General features: G+C 63.0%; 22 protein-coding genes. 14 read left to right on the plus strand and 8 right to left on the minus strand.

The window, feature by feature from the left end:
• The first annotated feature begins 126 nt into the window (after nucleotides 1–126).
• Complete coding sequence (locus BTHE68_RS30040) at nucleotides 127–1,062, plus strand: LysR family transcriptional regulator (protein WP_162069944.1); 936 nt, start codon at nucleotides 127–129, stop codon at nucleotides 1,060–1,062.
• Between the two features lie 4 nt (nucleotides 1,063–1,066).
• Here the strand turns inward: BTHE68_RS30040 and BTHE68_RS30045 are convergent, their stop codons facing one another.
• From BTHE68_RS30045 to BTHE68_RS30060, 4 genes are read right to left on the minus strand one after another with little or no spacing between them, the layout of a single operon-like run.
• On the minus strand, nucleotides 1,067–1,447 hold the full coding sequence (locus tag BTHE68_RS30045) for a VOC family protein (RefSeq protein WP_162069945.1): 381 nt from the start codon (nucleotides 1,445–1,447) through the stop codon (nucleotides 1,067–1,069).
• A 55-nt stretch (nucleotides 1,448–1,502) separates the two neighbouring features.
• Nucleotides 1,503–2,765, minus strand: coding sequence for a DUF3734 domain-containing protein (locus BTHE68_RS30050; protein WP_162069946.1), 1,263 nt, complete (start codon nucleotides 2,763–2,765; stop codon nucleotides 1,503–1,505).
• A 9-nt stretch (nucleotides 2,766–2,774) separates the two neighbouring features.
• Nucleotides 2,775–3,557: a 3-hydroxybutyrate dehydrogenase gene (locus tag BTHE68_RS30055; protein WP_162069947.1), complete on the minus strand. Its 783-nt coding sequence runs from the start codon at nucleotides 3,555–3,557 to the stop codon at nucleotides 2,775–2,777.
• Between the two features lie 28 nt (nucleotides 3,558–3,585).
• On the minus strand, nucleotides 3,586–4,365 hold the full coding sequence (locus BTHE68_RS30060) for an acetoacetate decarboxylase (RefSeq protein WP_162069948.1): 780 nt from the start codon (nucleotides 4,363–4,365) through the stop codon (nucleotides 3,586–3,588).
• A gap of 341 nt (nucleotides 4,366–4,706) precedes the next feature.
• On the opposite strand from BTHE68_RS30060, the gene BTHE68_RS30065 reads away from it, so the two are divergent.
• Nucleotides 4,707–4,895, plus strand: coding sequence for a hypothetical protein (locus tag BTHE68_RS30065; RefSeq protein ID WP_162069734.1), 189 nt, complete (start codon nucleotides 4,707–4,709; stop codon nucleotides 4,893–4,895).
• A 66-nt stretch (nucleotides 4,896–4,961) separates the two neighbouring features.
• Here BTHE68_RS30065 and BTHE68_RS30070 read toward each other — a convergent pair whose 3' ends face one another.
• The 3 genes from BTHE68_RS30070 to BTHE68_RS30080 all read right to left on the minus strand — a co-directional run bounded on the left by BTHE68_RS30070 (nucleotide 4,962) and on the right by BTHE68_RS30080 (nucleotide 6,755).
• Nucleotides 4,962–5,516 carry a hypothetical protein gene (locus BTHE68_RS30070; protein ID WP_162069949.1) on the minus strand — a complete coding sequence of 185 codons (555 nt, stop codon included), beginning with the start codon at nucleotides 5,514–5,516 and terminating at the stop codon, nucleotides 4,962–4,964.
• Between the two features lie 5 nt (nucleotides 5,517–5,521).
• Nucleotides 5,522–6,373, minus strand: coding sequence for an oxidoreductase (locus BTHE68_RS30075; RefSeq protein ID WP_162069950.1), 852 nt, complete (start codon nucleotides 6,371–6,373; stop codon nucleotides 5,522–5,524).
• 130 nt (nucleotides 6,374–6,503) lie between these two features.
• Nucleotides 6,504–6,755 (minus strand): hypothetical protein, encoded by a 252-nt coding sequence (locus BTHE68_RS30080; RefSeq protein ID WP_162069951.1) that lies wholly within the window; start codon nucleotides 6,753–6,755, stop codon nucleotides 6,504–6,506.
• Nucleotides 6,756–6,926: 171 nt separating this feature from the next.
• Between BTHE68_RS30080 and BTHE68_RS30085 the strand changes: the two genes are divergently transcribed.
• From BTHE68_RS30085 to BTHE68_RS30135, 11 genes are all read left to right on the plus strand, one after another.
• Nucleotides 6,927–8,186, plus strand: coding sequence for an MFS transporter (locus BTHE68_RS30085; RefSeq protein ID WP_162069952.1), 1,260 nt, complete (start codon nucleotides 6,927–6,929; stop codon nucleotides 8,184–8,186).
• 198 nt (nucleotides 8,187–8,384) lie between these two features.
• The gene (locus BTHE68_RS30090) at nucleotides 8,385–9,110 is read left to right on the plus strand and encodes an ABC transporter permease (protein ID WP_162069953.1); all 726 of its coding nucleotides are present in this window, start codon (nucleotides 8,385–8,387) and stop codon (nucleotides 9,108–9,110) included.
• A 3-nt stretch (nucleotides 9,111–9,113) separates the two neighbouring features.
• The gene (locus tag BTHE68_RS30095) at nucleotides 9,114–10,232 is read left to right on the plus strand and encodes an ABC transporter ATP-binding protein (protein ID WP_162069954.1); all 1,119 of its coding nucleotides are present in this window, start codon (nucleotides 9,114–9,116) and stop codon (nucleotides 10,230–10,232) included.
• The gene (locus BTHE68_RS30100; protein WP_162069955.1) at nucleotides 10,229–10,930 is read left to right on the plus strand and encodes an ABC transporter permease; all 702 of its coding nucleotides are present in this window, start codon (nucleotides 10,229–10,231) and stop codon (nucleotides 10,928–10,930) included. The genes BTHE68_RS30095 and BTHE68_RS30100 overlap by 4 nt, the downstream gene beginning before the upstream one ends.
• Before the next feature lie 35 nt (nucleotides 10,931–10,965).
• The gene (locus BTHE68_RS30105; protein WP_162069956.1) at nucleotides 10,966–11,850 is read left to right on the plus strand and encodes a glycine betaine ABC transporter substrate-binding protein; all 885 of its coding nucleotides are present in this window, start codon (nucleotides 10,966–10,968) and stop codon (nucleotides 11,848–11,850) included.
• Between the two features lie 33 nt (nucleotides 11,851–11,883).
• Nucleotides 11,884–12,702, plus strand: a complete 819-nt coding sequence (locus BTHE68_RS30110; protein ID WP_162069957.1) for a nitrilase-related carbon-nitrogen hydrolase — start codon at nucleotides 11,884–11,886, stop codon at nucleotides 12,700–12,702.
• A gap of 19 nt (nucleotides 12,703–12,721) precedes the next feature.
• Nucleotides 12,722–13,894: an acyl-CoA dehydrogenase family protein gene (locus tag BTHE68_RS30115; protein ID WP_162069958.1), complete on the plus strand. Its 1,173-nt coding sequence runs from the start codon at nucleotides 12,722–12,724 to the stop codon at nucleotides 13,892–13,894.
• Between the two features lie 18 nt (nucleotides 13,895–13,912).
• Complete coding sequence (locus BTHE68_RS30120; RefSeq protein WP_162069959.1) at nucleotides 13,913–15,487, plus strand: class I adenylate-forming enzyme family protein; 1,575 nt, start codon at nucleotides 13,913–13,915, stop codon at nucleotides 15,485–15,487.
• The gene (locus BTHE68_RS30125) at nucleotides 15,484–16,284 is read left to right on the plus strand and encodes a crotonase/enoyl-CoA hydratase family protein (RefSeq protein WP_162069960.1); all 801 of its coding nucleotides are present in this window, start codon (nucleotides 15,484–15,486) and stop codon (nucleotides 16,282–16,284) included. Before BTHE68_RS30120 ends, BTHE68_RS30125 begins: the two co-directional genes overlap by 4 nt.
• 3 nt (nucleotides 16,285–16,287) lie before the next feature.
• Nucleotides 16,288–17,619, plus strand: coding sequence for an MmgE/PrpD family protein (locus BTHE68_RS30130; RefSeq protein ID WP_162069961.1), 1,332 nt, complete (start codon nucleotides 16,288–16,290; stop codon nucleotides 17,617–17,619).
• A 3-nt stretch (nucleotides 17,620–17,622) separates the two neighbouring features.
• On the plus strand, nucleotides 17,623–18,654 hold the full coding sequence (locus BTHE68_RS30135; protein WP_162069962.1) for a GlxA family transcriptional regulator: 1,032 nt from the start codon (nucleotides 17,623–17,625) through the stop codon (nucleotides 18,652–18,654).
• Between the two features lie 5 nt (nucleotides 18,655–18,659).
• Here BTHE68_RS30135 and BTHE68_RS30140 read toward each other — a convergent pair whose 3' ends face one another.
• Nucleotides 18,660–19,277, minus strand: a complete 618-nt coding sequence (locus BTHE68_RS30140) for a hypothetical protein (protein ID WP_162069963.1) — start codon at nucleotides 19,275–19,277, stop codon at nucleotides 18,660–18,662.
• Nucleotides 19,278–19,683: 406 nt separating this feature from the next.
• On the opposite strand from BTHE68_RS30140, the gene BTHE68_RS30145 reads away from it, so the two are divergent.
• On the plus strand, nucleotides 19,684–20,847 hold the full coding sequence (locus BTHE68_RS30145; RefSeq protein WP_162069964.1) for a porin: 1,164 nt from the start codon (nucleotides 19,684–19,686) through the stop codon (nucleotides 20,845–20,847).
• Nucleotides 20,848–21,039: the final 192 nt, after the last annotated feature.

Raw genomic sequence — 21,039 nt, forward strand, 5'->3', positions numbered from 1 at the left:
GACGTCTCCGGATGAAATGATCACTGCAATTCCGGCCAGTCTAGGAACGCCAATAATTCGCGACAATTTCAAAATTTGCGGATAGCATTGCCAAAAAGGCAACGCTCGACGATCGGGGAAAGCATCGTGCTGCATGGCATAGCACTCAAATACTTCGTGGAAGTCGCGCGCGTCGGCTCGCTCGCGGCGGCGTCGGAACAGCTTCACGTGGCGGTGTCGGCGATCAGCCGGCAAATCGCGAAGCTGGAGGAGCAGGCGGGCACGCCGCTATTCGAGCGCATGCCGCGCGGCATGATCCTGACCGAAGCGGGCGAACTGCTGGTGCAGCACGCGCGTCGCGCGCTGATGGATGGCGACGCGGTGCTCGACGAAATCTCGGACATGCATGCGCTCGGGCGCGGGATCGTACGCATCGGCTGCACGGAGGGTTTCACGCGCTGCTTTCTGCCGAGCGTGATGGCGGCGCATTATCGCGAGCACCCGCGCACGCGCTTCGTGATGCGCTCCGGCACGCCCGGGCAGGTCGAGCATTGGGTCGCGAGCGGCGAAGTGGATATCGGGCTCGCGTTTTCGACCTCGACATCGACGGCGCTGAGCGTCGAATACAGCGTCAAGGCGCCGGTGTGCGCGTTGCTGCCGCCGACGCATCCGCTCGCGAGCAAGCCAGGCCTCACGCTCGACGATATCCTTCAGTACCCCACTGCCGTGCTCGATCGCGGCACCACCGTGCGCCAGTTGATCGACTGGTGTTGCTCGGCGCGCGGCGTGCATCTGGAGCCGGTTCTTACGAGCAACAACTCGAGCGCCATGCATCATTTCGCCGCGCTCACCGGCGCGATCACGCTGGGCAGCGCGGTCGCGCTCGAAGGCGATCCCGGCCGGCAGACGCTCGTCGCCACGCCTATCGACGAGCCTTTGCTCAACGAACGTCTGCTGCAGGTGACGGTGATGCGCGAGCGCCGTCTGCCGCCCGTGGTCGATCAGTTTCTGAACACGCTGACGGACGCGCTGCGCGAGAGTCTCGGCAAGCCCGAGGCGCGCGCAAGGAGAAAAAAACGTTAGCCGGTTACTGTGTCGCAACCCACCACGTCGTGCCGGCGGCATCGCAAAAGCCGCCACGGAAGTCGTCATCGGCGCGTTTGCGCCCGGGCGCCTGCACGCTGCGCGCGCCGTGTTGCAACGCGCGGTCGTAGACGGCTTGCGCGTCGGGCACATAGACGTGGATGTGCGGACCGGACGATTGCTGATCCGTCGCGCCGCCGCCGATCATCACGACACTGTCGTCGATGCGTACTTCGGCGTGCATCAGCGAGCCGTCGGGACGATCGAAACGGCGGATCAATGCGCCGTCGAAGACGCGTTCGAGAAACGTGATGATCGCTTCAGCGTTGGCGCAGACGAGATAGGGGCTGACGGAAGGGTAAGTGGCGGGTTTCCAGTCGGGCATGACGTTACTCGAAGTCGTGACGAGTGGATCAGCGTAATGGAAACCCGCGTCGGCTTCAAATCCCTTCGACCACATCCACATCGTCCAGCTTCTGCGCCACCGCCTTCGGCATCTCGGCGGTCGCCTTCGGCGCAGGCTCGAAGCGGTGCACGTCATGCGTCACGAAGCCGAGATCATGGCTCGGCACCTCGAACCACTCCGGATGCGCGAACGAGCGGCGAATGTCGTCGAGACCGCTCGCCCAGTGTTCGTCCATCGTGTCGTTGCTGAACTCGAAGTCCTTGTAGTGTCCTTCGAAGAACTTGTTCTTGTAGATGAGATGCACGACGTTCACCGCGCCACCATCCGCGACCTGCTGCGCCTCGCGCAACCCCGGATGCGTGCGACGCACTTTCTCGGGAACGTGCTCCAGCAGTTCCTTGATGAGCCGCGCATGCTTCTGGTTATGCGAAACGAAGTCGGTGATCGCGCGCGTCCGGCTCGAATACTGAATGTCCTTCGTGCGCTCGCTCACATCGAGAAAATCGCCGGGCAGCGTGCCGCGCGCGCTCCACAGATCTACCTGAAATACGAGCGTGTCCTTGTGCTGGCTTTCGCGGATGATTTCCGTCAGCGGCGTATTCGATACGAGGCCGCCGTCCCAGTAGAACTCGCCATCGATCTCCACCGCCGGAAAGCCCGGCGGCAACGCACCCGAGGCCATGAAATGCTCGGGCGCGAGACGCATCTTCGTATTGTCGAAGTAGACGAGATTGCCGGTACGCACATTCACCGCGCCCACCGACACGCGCATCGGCCCATCGTTGATGCGATCGAAATCGGCGAATTGCAGCAGCGTCGCGCGCAGCGCCGAGGTATCGTAGTAGCTCACTTCGCTGGGACGCCTGCTCTTCGTCTGGATCGACGGCACCTGCACGCGTGGCGAGAAGAAACCTTTCTGTCCTTCGGTCAGCGCGCGCGCCGCCGCCCACATGCTCGAAAACTTGCGGCCGAGATTGGCGAAGCCGAAGGCGGCGGGCACGAACGCGCCCACGTGCCCGATCAGATCCGCGGGCTGACAGATCGTGTTCCAGAAACCGCGCAGCGCGGCCACGCGGTCTTCAGGCGCATTGCCCGCGATGATCGCGGTATTCAGCGCGCCAATGGAAATGCCCGACGTCCACGTCGGTTCGACGCCGACTTCGGCAAGCCCTTCGAACACGCCGGCCTGATATGAACCCAGCGCGCCGCCGCCTTGCAGCACGAGGCAAACATCATCGTAGTCCGGCAGCGCGACATCGTTCGGCCGCGTGAGTGTGTTGCGTTGACTGCGGCGCATGAATTCTCCTTATTGCATGAACCAGCCGTGGCTCACGACGACCGACTGCCCCGTCAGCGCATTCGATTCGAAGCCCGCGAGGAACGCGACCGTGTTCGCGACATCGGCTACGGTCGTGAATTCGCCATCGACGGTTTCCTTCAGCATCACGTTCTTCACGACGTCTTCTTCCGAGATGCCGAGCGCCTTCGCCTGCTCGGGAATCTGCTTTTCGACGAGCGGCGTGCGTACGAAACCGGGGCACACCACATTGGCGCGCACGCCACGCGGACCGCCTTCTTTCGCGACGACGCGCGCCAGTCCCAGCAAGCCGTGCTTCGCCGTGACATACGCCGACTTCAGCTTCGATGCCTCATGCGAGTGCACCGATCCCATGTAGATGATCGAGCCGCCCTTGCCCGATGCGTACATATGCTTGATCGCGGCCTTGGTCGTGAGGAACGCGCCGTCGAGATGGATCGCGAGCATCTTCTTCCAGTCCGCATACGCGTACTCTTCGACCGGCGCGACGATCTGGATGCCCGCGTTCGATACCAGCACATCGATGCCGCCGAGCTTCGCCACCGCTTCTTCGATGCCCGCGTTCACCGCGTCTTCGCTCGTCACGTCCATCGACACGGCGATTGCCTTGCCGCCCGCCGCGACGATGCTGTCCGCGACCGTCTGCGCATTCGCGAGATTCAGATCGGCGATGACGACCGCCGCGCCGTCTGCCGCGAGCTTTCTCGCGGTCTGTTCGCCGATACCGCTCGCTGCGCCCGTGACGAGCGCGACTTTTCCTTGCAATGCCATTTGGTTGATCCTTTCGATTGATGCGAAGTTATTGATTGACGGCGAGCTTGAGTTCGTCGGGCGGTGCGAGATAGTCGTAGGCGACTTCGCCGATATCGAGCGTGAGATTCGCAATGACATGCCGCGCGCCGACGACCTTGCGCACCGGCAGATCGGCCACGGGCGCGAGCGCGTGCGCATGCAGTTCGAGCGCGGCCGGCCCTTCCCATGCGCCGATCACGCTCACATCGCGCAGAAAGAAGCGAACCAGTTCGCACACGCGCGCGGTGCCGTCGACATGCGGGATGACCTTCAGCAGATAGTTCGGCGTATCGGCGAGCTTCTTGCGCTCGGCTTCCAGATCGAGCGGACGATACTTGTAGCCCATCGTGCCCGTCGCGATGCGTTGTGTGCCGTAATCGAGCGTGCCGAGCAGCGTGTCCTTGCCATCGACGCCAAGACGCGGCGACGCGAGCTTCTTCGGAAAGCCCCAGATCTCGCGGCCGCCCGCGATCGGGCCTTCGTCGTCGAGATACATCGCATGCGTGTAGCTGCCCCTGTTGCCATCCGGATCGATGACGGAGATCACCTGACCGCTTTCGGTGTAGTCGCCGAAGCCCGATGAATCCGGCATGCGAATGAATTCGTAATGCACGAGACCGTTGTCCACCTTGAGCGGTTCGGGCACCACGGCGCGCAACGCGTCGAGATCGGTCTCATAGGAGATGATGAAGTACTCGCGCTCGAGGAAACGGAACGGCGGACGCGGGTAGGCGGGATTGTGCACAGGCATGGCGAAGGCATTCCTGCGGATGTCGTCTTCTTTCACTGGGTCGTCCCTGAGTTGAGAACAGGCACGATAGTAGATGCAGTCGATGACATTTGTCGCGGACCCACCCGCGCTCAAACGCAGCTATCGAAGCACTACGAAGCGACAAAATCTTGCTTGATCAGGCACTTGAGTACCCCTTCACTGAAATTGCACTTTTTTGTGCAATATACTGTTGCCGAAGCGGGACCGCCGCCCGGCGCTCAGATGTACGAACGCGACCGGGACAGTGGCCCTCTTTGTTGCACCGGAATCGAGTCTCATGTTGCTCACCGTGCGAAGCGGCAATTCCCGCGTTGCTTTGCCGGTTTCTAAGGCCATCACCTCCAAACGAGTCTGCGATGAAAACGTCCTTGAAGAAATCCCTCGTGCTTCTGGTCCTGGCAGCGTTCGCTGCGCCGACACTGTCGTTCGCGGCTGCGGACTATCCGTCCAATAAGTCGCGCCCCGCGTATCACAAGAAGGGCCAGAAACACCACAAGAAGTCCTCGTCAACGACGACGCCGCCTCCCGCCGCACCCGCGCAGTAAGCCTTTTTGATTGATAAAAGCACGCGCATCCTTGACGGGTGCGCGTGCTTCGTCGTTTTTCGGAAGCTATTTGTAAGAAAGCGCACGCATCGCTTCGATGCGTGCAGCGTCGATGTGTCCGCGCGCGGCCATCGCTTCGAGCGCGGCGAGCGCCGATGCAGGACCGCAGATCGATGCGGCTTTCGCGTCGGCATCGAGTTCGAGGGCGGCCGAACGGCTTGCACCATGCGCGCGCCGAATCTTCCAGCACACGATGTACGCCAGCACGAAACCGAGACCGGGAACGCTCACGCGCCACAGGTCGTCATCGGATGAGCTGGCAAAAAAGACACACGGCATGGCGAGGAGAATGACGACGCAGAGGCATGTCCACGCGAAGTCGATGAGCATCGCCCTGCGTTGCGTCGCATGGCCGACTTCGTGCGCCACGACGATGCACAGGAGCGGCTCCGGCAGCGCGAGCGTGGCGCGATCGATCTCGATACGGTTGAACAAGGCCTCATAGCACGGTCCGGCGGAAGCCGCGACAAAGCGCACGCATGGCGGCGCGACGTGCAGCGCCGCGGCGTCATCGGCGACGAGCGAGAGAATATGCCGTTCCTCCGCGCACAACGGCCTCATGACGATCAGCGCTCCGGGCTATCGGTCCACTCGCTGCGCGTCTGCCAGGCATCGATCTCGGCGGTGAGCTTCGCGAGCTTCGTGCGGACCAGTTCCAGCCCCGGCCCGCCGAGCACGAGATGCCCCGGCGGCTCGGCCGACGTGACCGCTTCGATGATCACCTGCGCGGCCCGCGCCGGATCGCCCGGCTGCTTGCCGCTGCGCTGCGCGATCGCCGCGCGCCGCACGCCCGAGGTCTGCGCGTAATCGTCGATGACATTGCGCGTCTGCTTCAGCGACCGCCCCGCCCAATCCGTGCGGAACGGTCCCGGCTCGACCGCCGTCACCTTGATGCCGAGCGTTTCGGTTTCGCGCGCGAGCGCTTCGCCGAGGCCTTCGAGCGCGAACTTCGTCGCCGCGTAATAACCGCTGCCCGGATTGCCGACGAGCCCACCCACCGACGTAATGTTGACCACGTGCCCCGAGCGACGCTCGCGCATGCGCGGCAGCACGGCCCGGATCATCGCGGCGGCGCCGAAGAAATTCGTCTCGAACATCGCGCGCACTTCGTCGTCTTCGCCCTCTTCCACGGCCGAGAGATAGCCGAAACCCGCGTTGTTCACGAGCACGTCGATATGGCCGAAAGCGGCATGAGCATCGTCGACCGCTGCGCGGATTTCATCGGCGCGCGTGACGTCGAGACGCACCGCGATCGCACGATCTCCGGCCCGTTCGACGAGATCGGCGACGCTGTCCGGATCGCGCGCCGCCACGACCGCACGCCAGCCCTTCCCGAGCACCGCCGACGCCAGTTTCCGGCCGAAACCGGTCGAGCATCCGGTGATGAACCAGACAGGCGTGTCATTCGAAACGGTCATTGCGGTTCTCCATGGAAAACGCGCGGCGTGCCGATCGTCGCGACCGTGACGCGCGCACGTATGTTCGTTCGAAATCGGGGTCTCACGTCATGTTGCAACAAATCGGGCGCGCACGCAGCGCGTGCTCGAACTAGCGCAGCGCCGGCATGCGAATGGCGCGATGCTGCCGCGGCTCGAATAACACCGACTGCTCGATGCGGGCAGCGACCTGTCGCCATCCGGCGAGTTCGTCGTCGAGCACGGCGAGCGTCAGAAGAATGCGCTCGCGGTCGTGTTTCGTCTGCGCATGCTCCGCGCTCGCGCGCAGAGACACGAGCGACGCTTCGCGCTCCGCGATCTGCCGCGCGATTCTTTCTGTCAGGCGTTTCAGCGATTGGTCCATTTCCGTATGACAGGATGATGTCACCAACGCATGAGCAAACACCGCGCCCGGCCCGTCCAACGCACAATGCCGCCTGCGTGCAAGGCGATGTCGCTCCCGTGCTACACGCCGGTGCGGTCCCGTCCTTATAGTGAGCCGTCGATCCGGCGCGCATTCATTCGAGGCGAGAGCGTGAGCACTGAAGAACTGGGCAGCATGAGTGCTGCGGGTGAATGCCATCAACGCGATGACACGGGGCCTCCTTTTGGCCGCATCGTTTCGTCGATCGCCAGCCTGTTGCTCGGCTTCGCGCTGCTCGTGATGGGCAATGGCCTGCTCGGCACACTGGTCGCGCTGCGCATGGTCCATGCGAACTTTCCGGCTTCGACGATCGGCTTCGTTCAGGCCGCTTATTACACGGGTTTCATGCTCGGCGCGTGGCGCGGCTCCGCGATCATCGCGCGCGTTGGGCATCATCGCGCGTTCGCGGCCTTCGCGGCGCTCGCCGCATGCAGCGCGCTCGGTTATGCGGTCAGTTCGCAAGCGCCCGTCTGGATGGCGTTGCGCTTCATGACGGGCTTTTCGCTCGTCGGCATCTTCGCCGTGATGGAGAGCTGGCTTAATGGCGTCGCGCCCAATGCATTTCGCGGACGCGTGTTCTCCATCTATCTCATCACCACCTATCTGTGCGTGGGCGCGGGGCAGTTTCTCATCGGCGTCGCGAGTCCGAATGGCTTCGAACTGTTCAGCCTCGTGGCGGGCCTCTTCGCGCTGTCGCTCGTGCCCGCGAGCCTCGCGCGTGTTGCCGTCGCGGACAGCGATGAACGGCCCGAGCCGGCCGGTCCGCTCGAATCGCCGCCGAAGACAAAGCTCAAGGCGTTGCCGACGCTATGGCGCGACGCGCCGCTCGCGTTATGGGGATGCTTCGCGTCGGGTCTGCTCAACAGCACGTTCTATGCGCTCTATCCCGTGTATATGCGCGGCGCGGGTTATGCCGTCGACGAGATATCGCATTTCATGGGCGTCGCGCTGATCGCGGCGCTGCTGCCGCAATGGCCGCTCGCTCATCTGTCGGACAGGCTCGATCGCACGCGCGTGATTCGCGGCATTGCCTTCACGCTGATGATCGCGAGCGCCACGCTGTTCGTCTTTCACGGCGCGGCGTTCGTGCAACCTGTCGCGTATCTCTTCGTGAGTCTCATCTTCACCATCTACGGCGTATCGGTCGCGCACGCGAACGACTGGATCGCTTCGCATCAACGCGTGGCGGTGAGCGCCGGCCTGCTGTTGACGTTCGCGCTCGGCGGCAGTATCGGCCCGATCGCGGCTTCGTTCGTGATGACTTGCCTGGGTCCGGCGGGCCTGTATTTCTTCTCGATGTGCGTGACCGCCGCCCTCCTCGCGCTCGCCTGGCGCAACCTGCGCGTGCGCCGCGATGCCGCATCGCATTGACCGTATCGTACATTCCCCTAGTTTCATACACGACTGATTTAAAAGAACAAATTGTAGTCACGTGTGCGTCATGCCGCTTTTGTGACAAACAATGTCGGGTCGATGTTAGCCATATGTCCCCACTCCGCTCTATCGTTTAGTCCATAGCAGGACCCAAACACAGACACGGCTCTTCAACGAAGGAGCTCAGGAGACATAGTGGAAACCCTTGCCTTCATCTGGGACAACCTGGCAAGCATCGCCAGGATGACCGCCGAGCACATCGAGATCGTCGGCGTGGGCGTCGGACTCGCGATCATCACCGGCGTGCCGCTCGGCATCGTCATCACCATCAATCAACGCCTCGCGAAGATCGTGCTGTATGTCGCCGCGATCATCATGACGATTCCCTCCGTCGCGCTGTTCGGCCTGATGATCCCCGTCCTCTCGGTGATCGGCCAGGGCATCGGCTTTCTGCCGACGGTCATCTCGCTCTTCCTCTACTCGCAACTGCCGATCGTGCGCAACACCTACACCGCGATCACCAACATCGATCCGGCGCTGCGTGAAGCCGCGCGCGGCATGGGCATGACGACCGGTGAGCGGCTGCGCAAGGTCGAGATCCCGATCGCGTTGCCGATCATCATGGCCGGCGTGCGCATGGCAGTGGTGATCAACGTGGGCATCGCGGCGATCGCGGCGTATATCGGCGCGGGCGGCCTCGGCAAGCTCATCAGCCGCGGCATTTCGCAATCGGACCCGCGTCAGTTGATCGCTGGCGCGATTCTGGTGAGCGTGCTCGCCATCGCCGCCGATATCGGTCTTTCATGGGTTCAACGCTTTCTCACGCCCAAGGGTCTTCGCGCGCCTTCCCGCGCAGGCAGCCTCGCGCTGCGTCTCTCCGCCATGACGGGCTTTCGCAAACAAACCGGACACGCGCAATAGATCATGATCAAGCTCTCCAACCTTACCAAGCGATATGACGGCGCGGCGAGCCCGGTCGTCGACGGCATCAACATGGAAGTCGGCGCGGGCGAGATCTGCGTGCTGCTCGGGCCGTCGGGATGCGGCAAGACCACGACGCTCAAGATGATCAACCGTCTCGTGCGCCCCACCTCCGGCAAGATCTATCTGGAAGGACGCGATACGGACGAGTTCGAAGTCGTCGAGTTGCGTCGCCGCATCGGTTATGTGATCCAGCAGATCGGGCTCTTTCCGAACATGACGGTCGAGGAAAACATCAGCGTGGTGCCGACGCTGCTCGGCTGGGACAAGGCGAAGGCGCGCCGCCGCGCGGCAGAACTGCTGGAGATCGTGGCGCTCGATCCGGCCACGTACCTCACGCGCTATCCGAAGGACCTGTCGGGCGGTCAGGCGCAACGCGTGGGCGTGGCGCGCGCGCTCGCCACCGATCCGCCCGTCATGCTGATGGATGAACCGTTCGGCGCCATCGATCCGATCAATCGCGAACTGATTCAGGACGAGTTCCTGCGCATTCAGAAGCAGGTGAAGAAGACAATCATGTTCGTGAGCCACGACATCGACGAAGCCGTGAAAATGGCCGACAAGATCGCGATCTTCCGCAACGGCCATCTCGAACAATTCGATTCGCCGGACAACATTCTCGCGCGGCCCGCGACGCCGTTCATCGCAGGCTTCGTCGGCTCGGACCGCGCGCTCAAGCGTCTGCGTCTGCTGCGTGCCCGCGATGCGCTCAGCGCATGCGACTGCCTCGTGCGCGTCGGCGAAGACAGCACGCGCGCCCGCGCGATGATGGAAAAGCACGGTGTCGAACAGATCGTGCTCGTCGATGCCGCCGACAAACCGCACGGCTATCTCACGGTCGACCGCCTGCTGAAAGTCGAAGGTCCGATCACGGCGGCGCATGCGCTGCCCGTGCAGGCCACCGCGAGCCAGAAGGACGACCTGCGCACAGTCGTTTCGACGATGTTCGCGAGCGGCGCATCGTGGATGCCCACCGTCGATGACGACGGCCGCTTCGTCGGCTATGTGAGTCAGGAACGCATCGTCGATATGTTGAAGCTTCCCGCGGGAGAGCACGCATGAAACGCCTCTTGTCAGTCGCGCTGCTTGCATTGAGCACGCAGGCGCACGCGGATAGCTGGTGGGAAAGCATCGTGCAGTACCGCAGCGACATCGTCTATCAGGGCGTGCACATGATGATGATGGTCGTGGTGGCGGGCGTGCTCGCGATCATCGTCGCGATTCCGGCGGGCGTCTATCTGAGCCGTCCTTCGCAGAAGCGCGGCGCGGCCGTCGTGATGCAGTCGCTCAACGCGGGACAGGCCGTGCCGAAACTCGCGCTGCTCGCCCTCGCGATGAGCGTGATGGGCATCGGCGCGGTGCCTGCGATCTTCGGGCTGTGGGTCGCGACGCTGCTGCCGATCGCATTGAACACCTACGAAGGCCTGCGCGCGGTGCCGCCCTCGCTGATCGAAGCCGCGACCGGCATGGGCATGACGCCGTGGCAGATTCTCTGGCGCGTCGAGCTTCCCAATGCGCTCTATGTGATCTTCGCGGGCATCCGCACGGCACTGGCGATCACGGTCGGCACGGCGCCGCTCGCATTTCTGATCGGCGGCGGCGGGCTCGGCGAGCTGATCTTCACCGGCATCGATCTGAATGACTTCGGCATGCTGCTCGCGGGCGCCGTTCCGACCGCGCTGCTCGCGATCTTCACGGATGCGTTCGTCGGGCAGATGCAGCGCCTGCTCGTTTCGCGCGGCGTGAATCCGCAAACCTGACTTATCAACCTGAACTCGCAACGGTGAGAGAGACCATGAGAAAGTTATTCGCTGTATCGTTCGGCATCCTTATTTCGATGTTCGCAAGCACAGCCGCAAGTGCCGCCTCGGTGGTGGTCGGCGGAAAGAACTTCACGGAGCAGCAGTTGATGGCCGAGATGACCGCGCGTTATCTCGAGGCGAAAGGCTTCACCGTGACGAAGAAGGACGGCATGGGCAGCGCCGTGCTGCGTCAGGCGCAGGAGAACGGCCAGGTCGACGTGTACTGGGAATACACCGGCACGTCGCTGATCACCTACAACAAGGTCAACGACCGTCTCTCGCCCGACGACACCTACAAGAAAGTCAAGGAACTGGATGCGGCGAAGGGCCTCGTGTGGCTGAACCCGTCGAAGGCGAACAACACGTACGCGTTCGCGATGAATCAGGACGAAGCGAAGAAGCTCGGCATCGTCACGATGAGCGATCTCGCGAAAGCGATCAAGGACGGCAAGGAACTCACGTTCGCTTGCAACTCCGAGTTCTATGCGCGTCCGGACGGTCTCCGCCCGCTGCAAAAGCAATACGGTTTCGAGTTCAGCCAGGGTGACGTGAAGCGCATGGACACGGGCCTCACGTATCAGGCACTGAAGGATCGTCAGGTGAATGTCGCGCTGGTTTTCGCCACCGATGGCCGCGTGCCGGCGTTCAACTTCGTCTTGCTGAAGGACGACAAGGGTTATTTCCCCTCCTACGCATTGACGCCGGTGATCCGCAAGGCGACGCTCGACGCGAACCCGACGCTCGGACCGCTGCTCAACGCGCTGTCGGCGAAGCTCGACGCGTCCACGATGGCGCGCCTGAACGCGAGCGTCGACGTGCAGAAGAAGTCGTTCTCCGATGTCGCGAATCAGTTCCTCAAAGAGTCCGGGCTGATCTGAGCCGCGCGTCTCGCAAAACCAAGGAACGATCTCATGACCACGATCAAGGTGGCGGCCGCGCAAACCGATACGGCTTACGGCGACCTGCACGCGAACCTCGCGCGGCATCTCGACCATATCGGCGATGCGAAGCAGCGCGGCGTGCGTCTGCTCGTCTTTCCCGAGCTTTCGCTGCATGGCCATAGCGGCGGCAAGGACGCGCTGCGGCTCGCGATGACGCGCGACGATCCCGCGATCGCCCAGCTCGCGGAAGCGAGCGCCGGGATGCACGTGGTGTTCGGCTTCATCGAGGAAGCGCCGGGCGGACAGTTCTACAACAGCCAGGCGACGGTCGCGAACGGCAAGCTGGTTCACGTGCATCGCAAGACCATGCTCGCCACCTACGGAAAGCTGCGCGACGGTCTCTACTTCGCCGCGGGCACAAAGCCTGAAAGCTATGCGATCGATGACGAATGGCGCGTCGCGACGCCCATCTGCAACGACATGTGGAACCCGGCGGTCGTGCACGGACTCATGTGCGACGGCGTCACCCTGCTCGCCGTGCCGATCAGCTCGGCGCGCGAGGCAGTGGGCGAAGGCTTCGACAATCCGTCGGGCTGGGACATCAATCTGCGCTTCTACGCGCTCACCTACGGCGTGCCGATCGTGATGGCGAACCGCGTCGGCACCGAGGGCATGATGACCTTCTGGGGCGGCTCGCGCGTTCTCGATCCGTTCGGCAAGACCATCGCGCAGGCGCAAGACGAAGAGGAATGCCTCGTCGTCGGCGAACTCGATTACGAAGCTGTTCGCCGCGCGCGCTTCCTTCTGCCGACGGTGCGCGACGCGCGCATCTACGCGCAGCGAACCTGAACGAACATACACGACAACCATGCGCGATTTTCTTTTAGACGATGCGGACCGGGCCTTCCGCGCCGAAGTCCGCGACTTCCTGCAACGCGAGCTTGCACCGCGCGCCGCCGATATCGAAGACCGTCAAAGCTGGGATGCGGTCAAACATGTGGTGCGCGCGCTCGGCGCGGCGGGCTATCTGAAGCTGATGTTTCCCGATCTGTATCAGGGCAAGCTCGAACACCCCGGCCTCACACACGCGACGATCCTTTCCGAAGAGGCGTCCTACATCAACTACGCGTTCGAGACGACCATCGCGACGGCGCTCTCGTGCGCGTATCCGCTGCATCGCCATGCGAGCGAGCGTCTGCGCGATACGTATCTCACGCCGATTCTCGAAGGCACGGCGATCGGCGCGATCTGTGTGACCGAGCCGAACGTGGGCAGCGATTCGGCGGGCATGGAAACGCGCATCGAATTCGATGAAGCGCGCAACGAGTGGGTCATCAACGGCTTCAAGCGATATATCTCGAACGCGTCGGTGGCGGATGTCTATATCGTGTACGGCCTGACCGGTGACGGCATGACCGCGGTCGCCGTGCCGAAGCATGCGCGCGGCATCAGCTTCCCGCGCAACTACACGTTCATGGGCCGGCGCGGCTGCATCGTCGGCGAAGTCAGGTTCGAGAATTGCCGCGTGCCGGCCGATCATCTGCTCGGCGAGCGAGGCGGCGGCTTTCGCATCATGCGCGGCATGTTCAACTTCGAGCGCGCGATTCTCGGCGGCTCGGGTCTCGGCGTCGCGCGCAGTGCATTCGATATCGCCACGGCGCACGCGCAGTCGCGCACATCGTTCGGTCAGCCGCTCGGCTGCAAGCAGCTCATCTGGGACAAGATCGCGCAGATGAGCTGGCGCATCGACGCATCGGAACTCATCACCTATCGCGCGACCAAGATGTACGACGCGGGCGCCGACGGCAAGGCGCTGATGAAGGAAGCCGCGATGGCCAAGCTGGTCGCGACCGAAACCGCGAACTACTGCGCCAACGAAACCGTGCAGATTCTCGGCGGCGACGGCATCACGAAGGAATACGGCCGCGCCGAGCAACTGTATCGCGATGCGCGTGCGCTGACCATCGTCGGCGGCACGTCAGAAGTCGCCAAGTATCTGATCGCGGGCCGCGATCTTCCCGACATCCGGATCACTCTCTAGAGAGCACCACCACGCATCATGCTCACGATCACGTCGCTCTTCGAAAACACGGTCGCCAAATATCCGGACCGTCCCGCGCTCACCTGCGGCGCCGTTTCACTCACGTATGCGCAATGGAGCATGCGCGTGCGCCGTCTCGCGCAGGCGCTGTTCGATCTCGGCGTGCGTCAGATGGACCGCGTCGCCATTCTGCAGAAAACCTCCGACGCGACGCCGACCGCCTACATGGCGTGCCAGTTGCTCGGCGCAATCGCGGTGCCGATGAACTTTCGCCTGTCCGCCAACGAAGCCGCGTTCATCCTGCGCGACGCCGGCGCGCGCGCGTTGATCTATGACGATTCGATGCTTCCGGTCGTCGGCAAGATCGAGCAGGCGCTGCCGGATCTGCGCACCTATGTGTGCGTCGACAACGGCGCCGACATACCCGCGCATCACCATTCGTTCGAGGCGTTGATCGAACGCGTGCAGCAACTCGATGCGCCGCTGCCGCGCCTCGAACCCGGCGATATCTCCGCGCTCGTCTACACGTCCGGGACGACGGGCCGCCCGAAAGGCGCGATCCATACGCATGGCAACGATGTCGCCATCGCGACGAACTGCGTGATGGAGTACAGCCTCACCAGCACCGACGCCGCGCTGCATATCGCGCCGCTCTATCACGTCGGCGGCATGCAGGCGTACTTCGTGCCGCATCTGATGGTCGGCGCGCACAACGTGATTTTGCCGCGCTACGAACCGCTCGCCACCTTGCAGGCGATCGCGCACTACGGCATCACGACGCTCTTCGCCGTGCCGACACAGATTCAGGACATGCTGTTTCATCCGGACTTCGCCTCGATCGACACGCACAGTCTGCGGATGATCACGACCGGCGGCGCGGCGATTCCGGCGAAGACGATGCAACGCGTGATCGACGAGTTCTGCCCGAACATCTTCAACGGCTACGGCATGACCGAAGCGAGCCTTACGCTGCTGCTGCATCCGCGCGATGCGCTCACGTATCTCGGCTCGTGCGGCAAGCCCACGCTGATCAGCACATGCCGCGTGATCCGCAACGATCCGGCGCGCGTCGTGACGCCCGGCGAGACCGTCGCGGCGGGTGAAGTGGGCCAGTTGATCGTGAAAGGTCCGCAGCTCGCATCGGGCTACTGGAACAACCCGGTCGAAACCGACAAGAAGTTCAAGTCCGGCTGGCTCTATACCGGCGATCTCTTCAGCATCGACGAAGCCGGTTACTTCCACTTTCAGGGCCGCGCCGACGACATGATCGTGTCGGGCGGCGAGAACATCTATCCGCGTGAAATCGAAGAGGTGCTGTATCACTGCCCCGGCGTGCAGGAAGCCGCGGTGATCGGCGTACCCGACGACAAGTGGGGACAGGCGGTGACGGCGTTCATCGTGCGCAGCGTGGCGACGCTGACGGAAGACGATGTCGTCGCGTTCTGCAAGAACGGCGACGATCTCGCGCCCTACAAGCGGCCCAAGAAAGTCTTCTTCGTCGAGAAACTGCCGCTGAATCCGAGCGGCAAGGTGCTGCGTCACGAACTCGCCGGACCCGTTTATCAAAGCATGCTGTCAGGAGCCCCGCAATGAGCGAACCCGTACTGTACGAACAGGACGGCCACGTCGTCACGATGACGCTTAACCGTCCCGAGACGCGCAACGCCATCACCGAACTGGCAGTCGTCGATGCAATCATCGCGTGTCTGGAGCGCGCGCAAGGCGACCTGTCGGTGCGCGCGATCGTGCTGACGGGCGCGGGTCCGGCGTTCTCGTCGGGCGGCAACATCAAGCATATGCGCGATGAAGTCGGCACGTTTTCTGGCACGTCCGCGCATATCCGCGAGAACTATCGGCGCGGCATCCAGCGCATTCCGCGCGCGTTCCATGAACTCGACGTGCCGTGCATCGCGGCGGTCAACGGTCCCGCGCACGGCGCGGGCTGCGATCTCGCATTGATGTGCGATATCCGCATTGCGGGCGAAAGCGCGCTGTTCGCCGAGAGTTTCGCGAAGGTCGGCATCATTCCCGGCGATGGCGGCGCGTGGCTGCTGCCGCGCGCGGTCGGCCTGTCGCGCGCCAATGAAATGATCTTTACCGGCAACGCGATCGATGCGAAGCGCGCCGAGCAATGGGGACTCGTGTCGCGCGTCGTGCCCGATGCGGATCTGATGGACACCGCGCTCACGCTCGCGCGCGAAATCGCGAGCAACGCGCCCGATATCCTGCGCATGTCGAAGCGCCTCGTGCGCGAAGGGCAACGCATGGACCTGCCGAGTCTGCTGGAACTGTCGGCGGCGTTTCAGGGCATCGCGCATCGCACGGCGGATCATCGCGAGGCGATCGCGGCGACCTTCGAGCGGCGCGCGGCAGTCTATACGGGAGACTGACGGATGGGCACATCCGCCATCGCATTCATTCATGAGCTGACGTTCGATGCGCTGCCTGAACGCGTCATCGAACAAGCCAGACTATGCGTGCTCGATCTGCTCGGCGTCGCGCTCGCGGGAAGGCAGACGGAACTGGCGCGCATCGCGGGCGATCACGCGGCCGAGTTCTTCGCGCCCGGCACGCTGCGCTCGCGCATGCTCTTCGATGGGCGCGTCGCCAGCCCGATCGGCGCCGGTCTCGCGGGCGCGATGACCATCGATAGCTGCGACGGTCACGACGGTCACGCGCAAACCAAAGGCCATGTCGGCGTGACCGTGCTGCCCGCGCTGCTCGCGCTCGCCGACATGCGGCCCGGCATGAGCGGCCGCGAGTTTCTCGCGTGCGTGGTGCTCGGCTATGAACTCGGCACGCGTGCGGGCATTGCGTTGCACGCGAGCGCCTGCGATTATCATACGTCGGGCGCGTGGAACGCCCTTGCCGCGGCGGCGCTCGCCGCGCGCGTGTTGCCGCTCGACATGCGGCAGACGCGCGAGGCGCTCGGCATAGCGGAGTATCACGGCCCGCGCAGTCAGATGATGCGCTGCATCGATCACCCGACGATGGTGAAGGACGGCTCCGGCTGGGGCTGCATGGCGGGTCTCTCCGCGGCCTTTCTCGCGCAGCGCGGCTTCACGGGCGCGCCGGCGCTCACTATCGAGCAGGACGAAACCCGCAGTCTATGGAGCGATCTCGGCGAACGCTGGCGCATCATGGAGCAATATTTCAAACCGCAACCGGTCTGCCGATGGGCGCATCCCGCCATCGATGCCGCACTCGCGCTCAAATCGAGGCACGGCTTCACCAGCGCGCAGATTCGCGCGGTGAACGTGCGTACCTTTCATCACGCGACGCGCCTCGCGCACGCCGCGCCGGCATCGACGGAAGAGGCGCAATATAGTCTGCTCTTTCCCGTCGCCGTAGCGCTGAAGCACGGTGCGGTACGTTTCGACGCGCTTCACGGCGACGCGTTGCGCGACAGCGAAGTGCTGCGCCTGAGCCATCTCATTCGCACCGAGGAAGGCGCGGAGTACACGTCGCGTTTTCCGGGCGAGCGCCTGGCCGAAGTGAGCATCGAGCTTTTCGACGGCAAGCGTTTCGACTCCGGCGCGACGCAAGCACGGGGCGATCCCGATACCCCGCTCGATGAAGCGGCGATCCGCGCCAAGTTCCACGCCTTTGCCGATACCGCATGCGGCACGGACATGGCGCATCGACTGGAGCAAACCATCGACGCACTCGACACCGGCGACGTGACGCCCTTGCTCGATCTCGTGCTCGGTTCGATTCGCGTCTAGCGCATGAACGCGAACGACATCCCGCCGACCACGCGCCCGATCAAAACCGGGCGCGTGAGCGCATCCATCGTCGGCGAAGATGCGGTGACGCAACGCATGGGCTTTTTCCTGGTCCCGCATTTTTCGATGATGGCGCTCAGTTCCGTCACCGAGCCGCTGCGCGCGGCGAATCGCGTGAGCGGCAAGGCGCTGTATAGCTGGCATCTGATGAGCGCGGACGGCGAGCCGGTTTCCTCGAGCTCGGGATTCGCGCTGTTGCCGGACTTCGCGATCACGTCGTCGCCCGCGCTGAGTCATGTGTTCGTGGTCGCGAGCATTGGCGTGTCTAACTATCGCAATGCACAGGTCTTCGACTTCCTGCGCCGCTATGCCGCGAACGGATCGACGATCGGCGGCATCAGTCTCGGCACGATGATCCTCGCGCGCGCGGGCCTGCTCGACAAGCGGCGCTGCACGATTCACTGGGAAGCGCTCAAGGAACTCGCCGATGAGTTTCCATCGCTCGACGTGAGCCGCGATCTCTACTGCATAGAAGGCGATCGCATGACGTGCAGCGGCGGCACCGCCGCCATCGACATGATGCTCGATCTGATCGCGCGTCAGCACGGGCATCAACTCGCGGCTGAAGTGGCCGATCAGTTCATCCACACGCGCATGCGTACCGCGCAGGAAAGCCAGAAGATGGCGATTCAATGGCGCTACGGCGTGGAAGACCGGCGCATCGTTCATGCGGTCACGCTGATGGAACAGAACATCGAGCGCCCTATTCCGATGAAGACGATCGCATCGCTCGCGGGCATTTCGCCACGCACGTTCGAGCGCATGTGGATCAAGCATTTCAACGTGCGGCCTTCGCAGTTTTATCTGGAATTGCGGCTGAAAGCGGCGCAAAAGCTGATTCGCGAATCGTCGCTCTCCTTGCTCGATGTCGCGATGCAATGCGGCTTCGCGAGCGCATCGCATCTCGGGCGCTGCTACAAACAATTGTTCTCCAAGACACCCGGACAGGAGCGCGCCGCGAGCGACGCGCGCTGAATGGGTCATCCCGCATCGCCCGCGCTGATCACCGATTGCATGCTCTTCAATAGCTTCGTCAGATAGCGAAGCAAACCGACCGTATCGCCGAACGCCAGGAAGCCGGGCCTGACGCCATCGCTGAAAAGCAGCGTGCCGTCCAGCGACGGATCGACGATCAAGCCTGCATAGGCCGCGTGCGGCATGTATTCGTCAGTGGGAATGCTGAACGTGTTGCCGTTTACCGCGGCATCGCGCACGCGCATGAGAAATTGCACTTCGGGCGCGCGCGACGCCGAAAACCGATGAATATCGAAGTATTCGGCGACCGCGAGAATCGCGTTCGTGCACGGAACGATCGACGCGAACGCGATGCGCTTGTCGGCGTCGTCGAACGATGGCCACGACCACGTGTCTTCCGGCGGCGGGGTCTTCATCGGCGTGCCGTCTTCGCTGTGCGTATGCGCTTCCGGATGCGAATGCCGGCGCGCCAATAGTGGCTGCGCTTTGGCGAAATCGGGCGGCGGCGCACCGCGTTCGATCCAGTCGGACAAGAGGCTGGCGTAAGCGATGAGCGCGCTCAATTGCGCCTCGATGAAAGCAACGCCGATTCTGCAAGCGTCCGGGTGTCTGTTCTCGGCCATCACGTCTCCTTTTGTGTAGCTTCAGCATCGGCCATGCAATCCGCGCGCCTGTTCGAAGTCGGGGTATGCGCAAGACAGTTAGTTGCGAACCAACTACGAGAACGTGATGGCCCTCGATGACAATGCTGTGGAAGAAATACTACAGATTGCGTTACCTAAATTTACCAACGCCTGACGACGCGCTATATTTCGATCGCTATAACGCGAAGCAACGATTCCACTGCTTGTCGCAGCGGGACCGCTTGCCCCCTTCTCGCGAAAGCAGCGACCTCAATATCATCACGTCCGACTCGACCTTCAAGCGATTAAGCGCGAAGCCGGGATGGCAGCGTTCGCGCTCTGAAAAAGCGTTGCGGCGCTTCCCAAAGCGAGCCGCGTCACGCGGACCACACCAAGGAAAAGAAAAATGAAGAAGCACATCGTAGCGGCAGCGGCACTCGGCATGTTCGCCATGTTCAGTGGTGCGGCGCACGCGCAAAGCAGCGTCACGCTGTACGGCATCATCGACGCCGGCATCACGTATGCGAACAAGGTCGCGACGGCCGGCGGCCACGATAGCGTGGTCAAGTACGCGGACGGCGTCGCGCAAGGCAGCCGCTGGGGTCTGCGCGGCGCTGAAGATCTGGGCGGCGGTCTGAAGGCGATCTTCGTGCTCGAGAACGGCTTCAACAGCGGCGATGGCACGCTCGGCCAGGGCGGCGCGGAATTCGGCCGTCAGGCGTATGTCGGTGTTTCGAAGAATGAATTCGGCTCGCTGACCTTCGGTCGTCAATACTCGTTCTCGACCGACTATCTCGGCGGCAACTACACGATGGGCAGCCAGACGCCCGCGGGCAACTACGCGTATCACATCAACGATCTGGATCAACTGACCTCGAGCCGCATCAACAACGCGGTCAAGTTCAGCAGCGCGAGCTTCTACGGCGTGACGTTCGGCGCGATGTACGGCTTCTCGAACTCGACGAACTTCGCGGGCTCGCCCACGATCGGAACCGGTGCGAACGCGGTGCAGGGTTCGTCGAGCGCGTACAGCTTCGGTTTGAACTACGCGCAAGGGCCGCTCGGCATCGGCGCGGCGTATACCAAGCTGCGCTATCCGAATGCCGCGACGCCCGCGTTCAGCGTGAGCATCGCCAATGTGAACACGCTCGGCCTGCATGATCTGGAAACCTTCGGCGTCGGCGCGCGTTACTCGATCGCCGCCGCGGTGATCTGGGCAAACTGGACGCACACGATGTTCCATCAGATCACGGCTGGATCGTCGACGCTGAACAACTATGAAGTCGGCGGCAAGTATACGTTCACGCCGGCCTTCAGCGCGGGCGTCGGTTATACGTTCTCGGACCTCAGCGGCAACTTCGACGGCAGATGGAATCAGTTCAACGGCGTGGTCGACTACGCACTGTCGAAGCGCACCGACGTCTATTTGATCGGCGCGTATCAGAAGGCGTCGGGCAGCAACCGGGGTGTGCCGGTGCAGGCGGAGATCGGTTCGGCGTCGTCGTTCATCGGCAATGCGGGCGCGAACACGCAGTTCGTGACGCGCGTCGGCCTGCGTCACAAGTTCTGATCGAAGTTGATTCAATGGAAGCGCGATGCCGATGAGGCATCGCGCTTTTTTTTATTGCTTCGATGCGCGGCACTATTGCGCTGCAACGATTCATTCGGATGGCGAATCGTTTTTCGGGTTTTCTGGTCAACGCCAATATATGCACGACGTTCACGTTTCCCTTGCAACAACTTCGCTTCTAATGCGCCAGTC

The organism is Burkholderia sp. THE68 (assembly GCF_009938265.1).
In the GTDB taxonomy this organism is placed as follows: Bacteria; Pseudomonadota; Gammaproteobacteria; order Burkholderiales; family Burkholderiaceae; genus Caballeronia.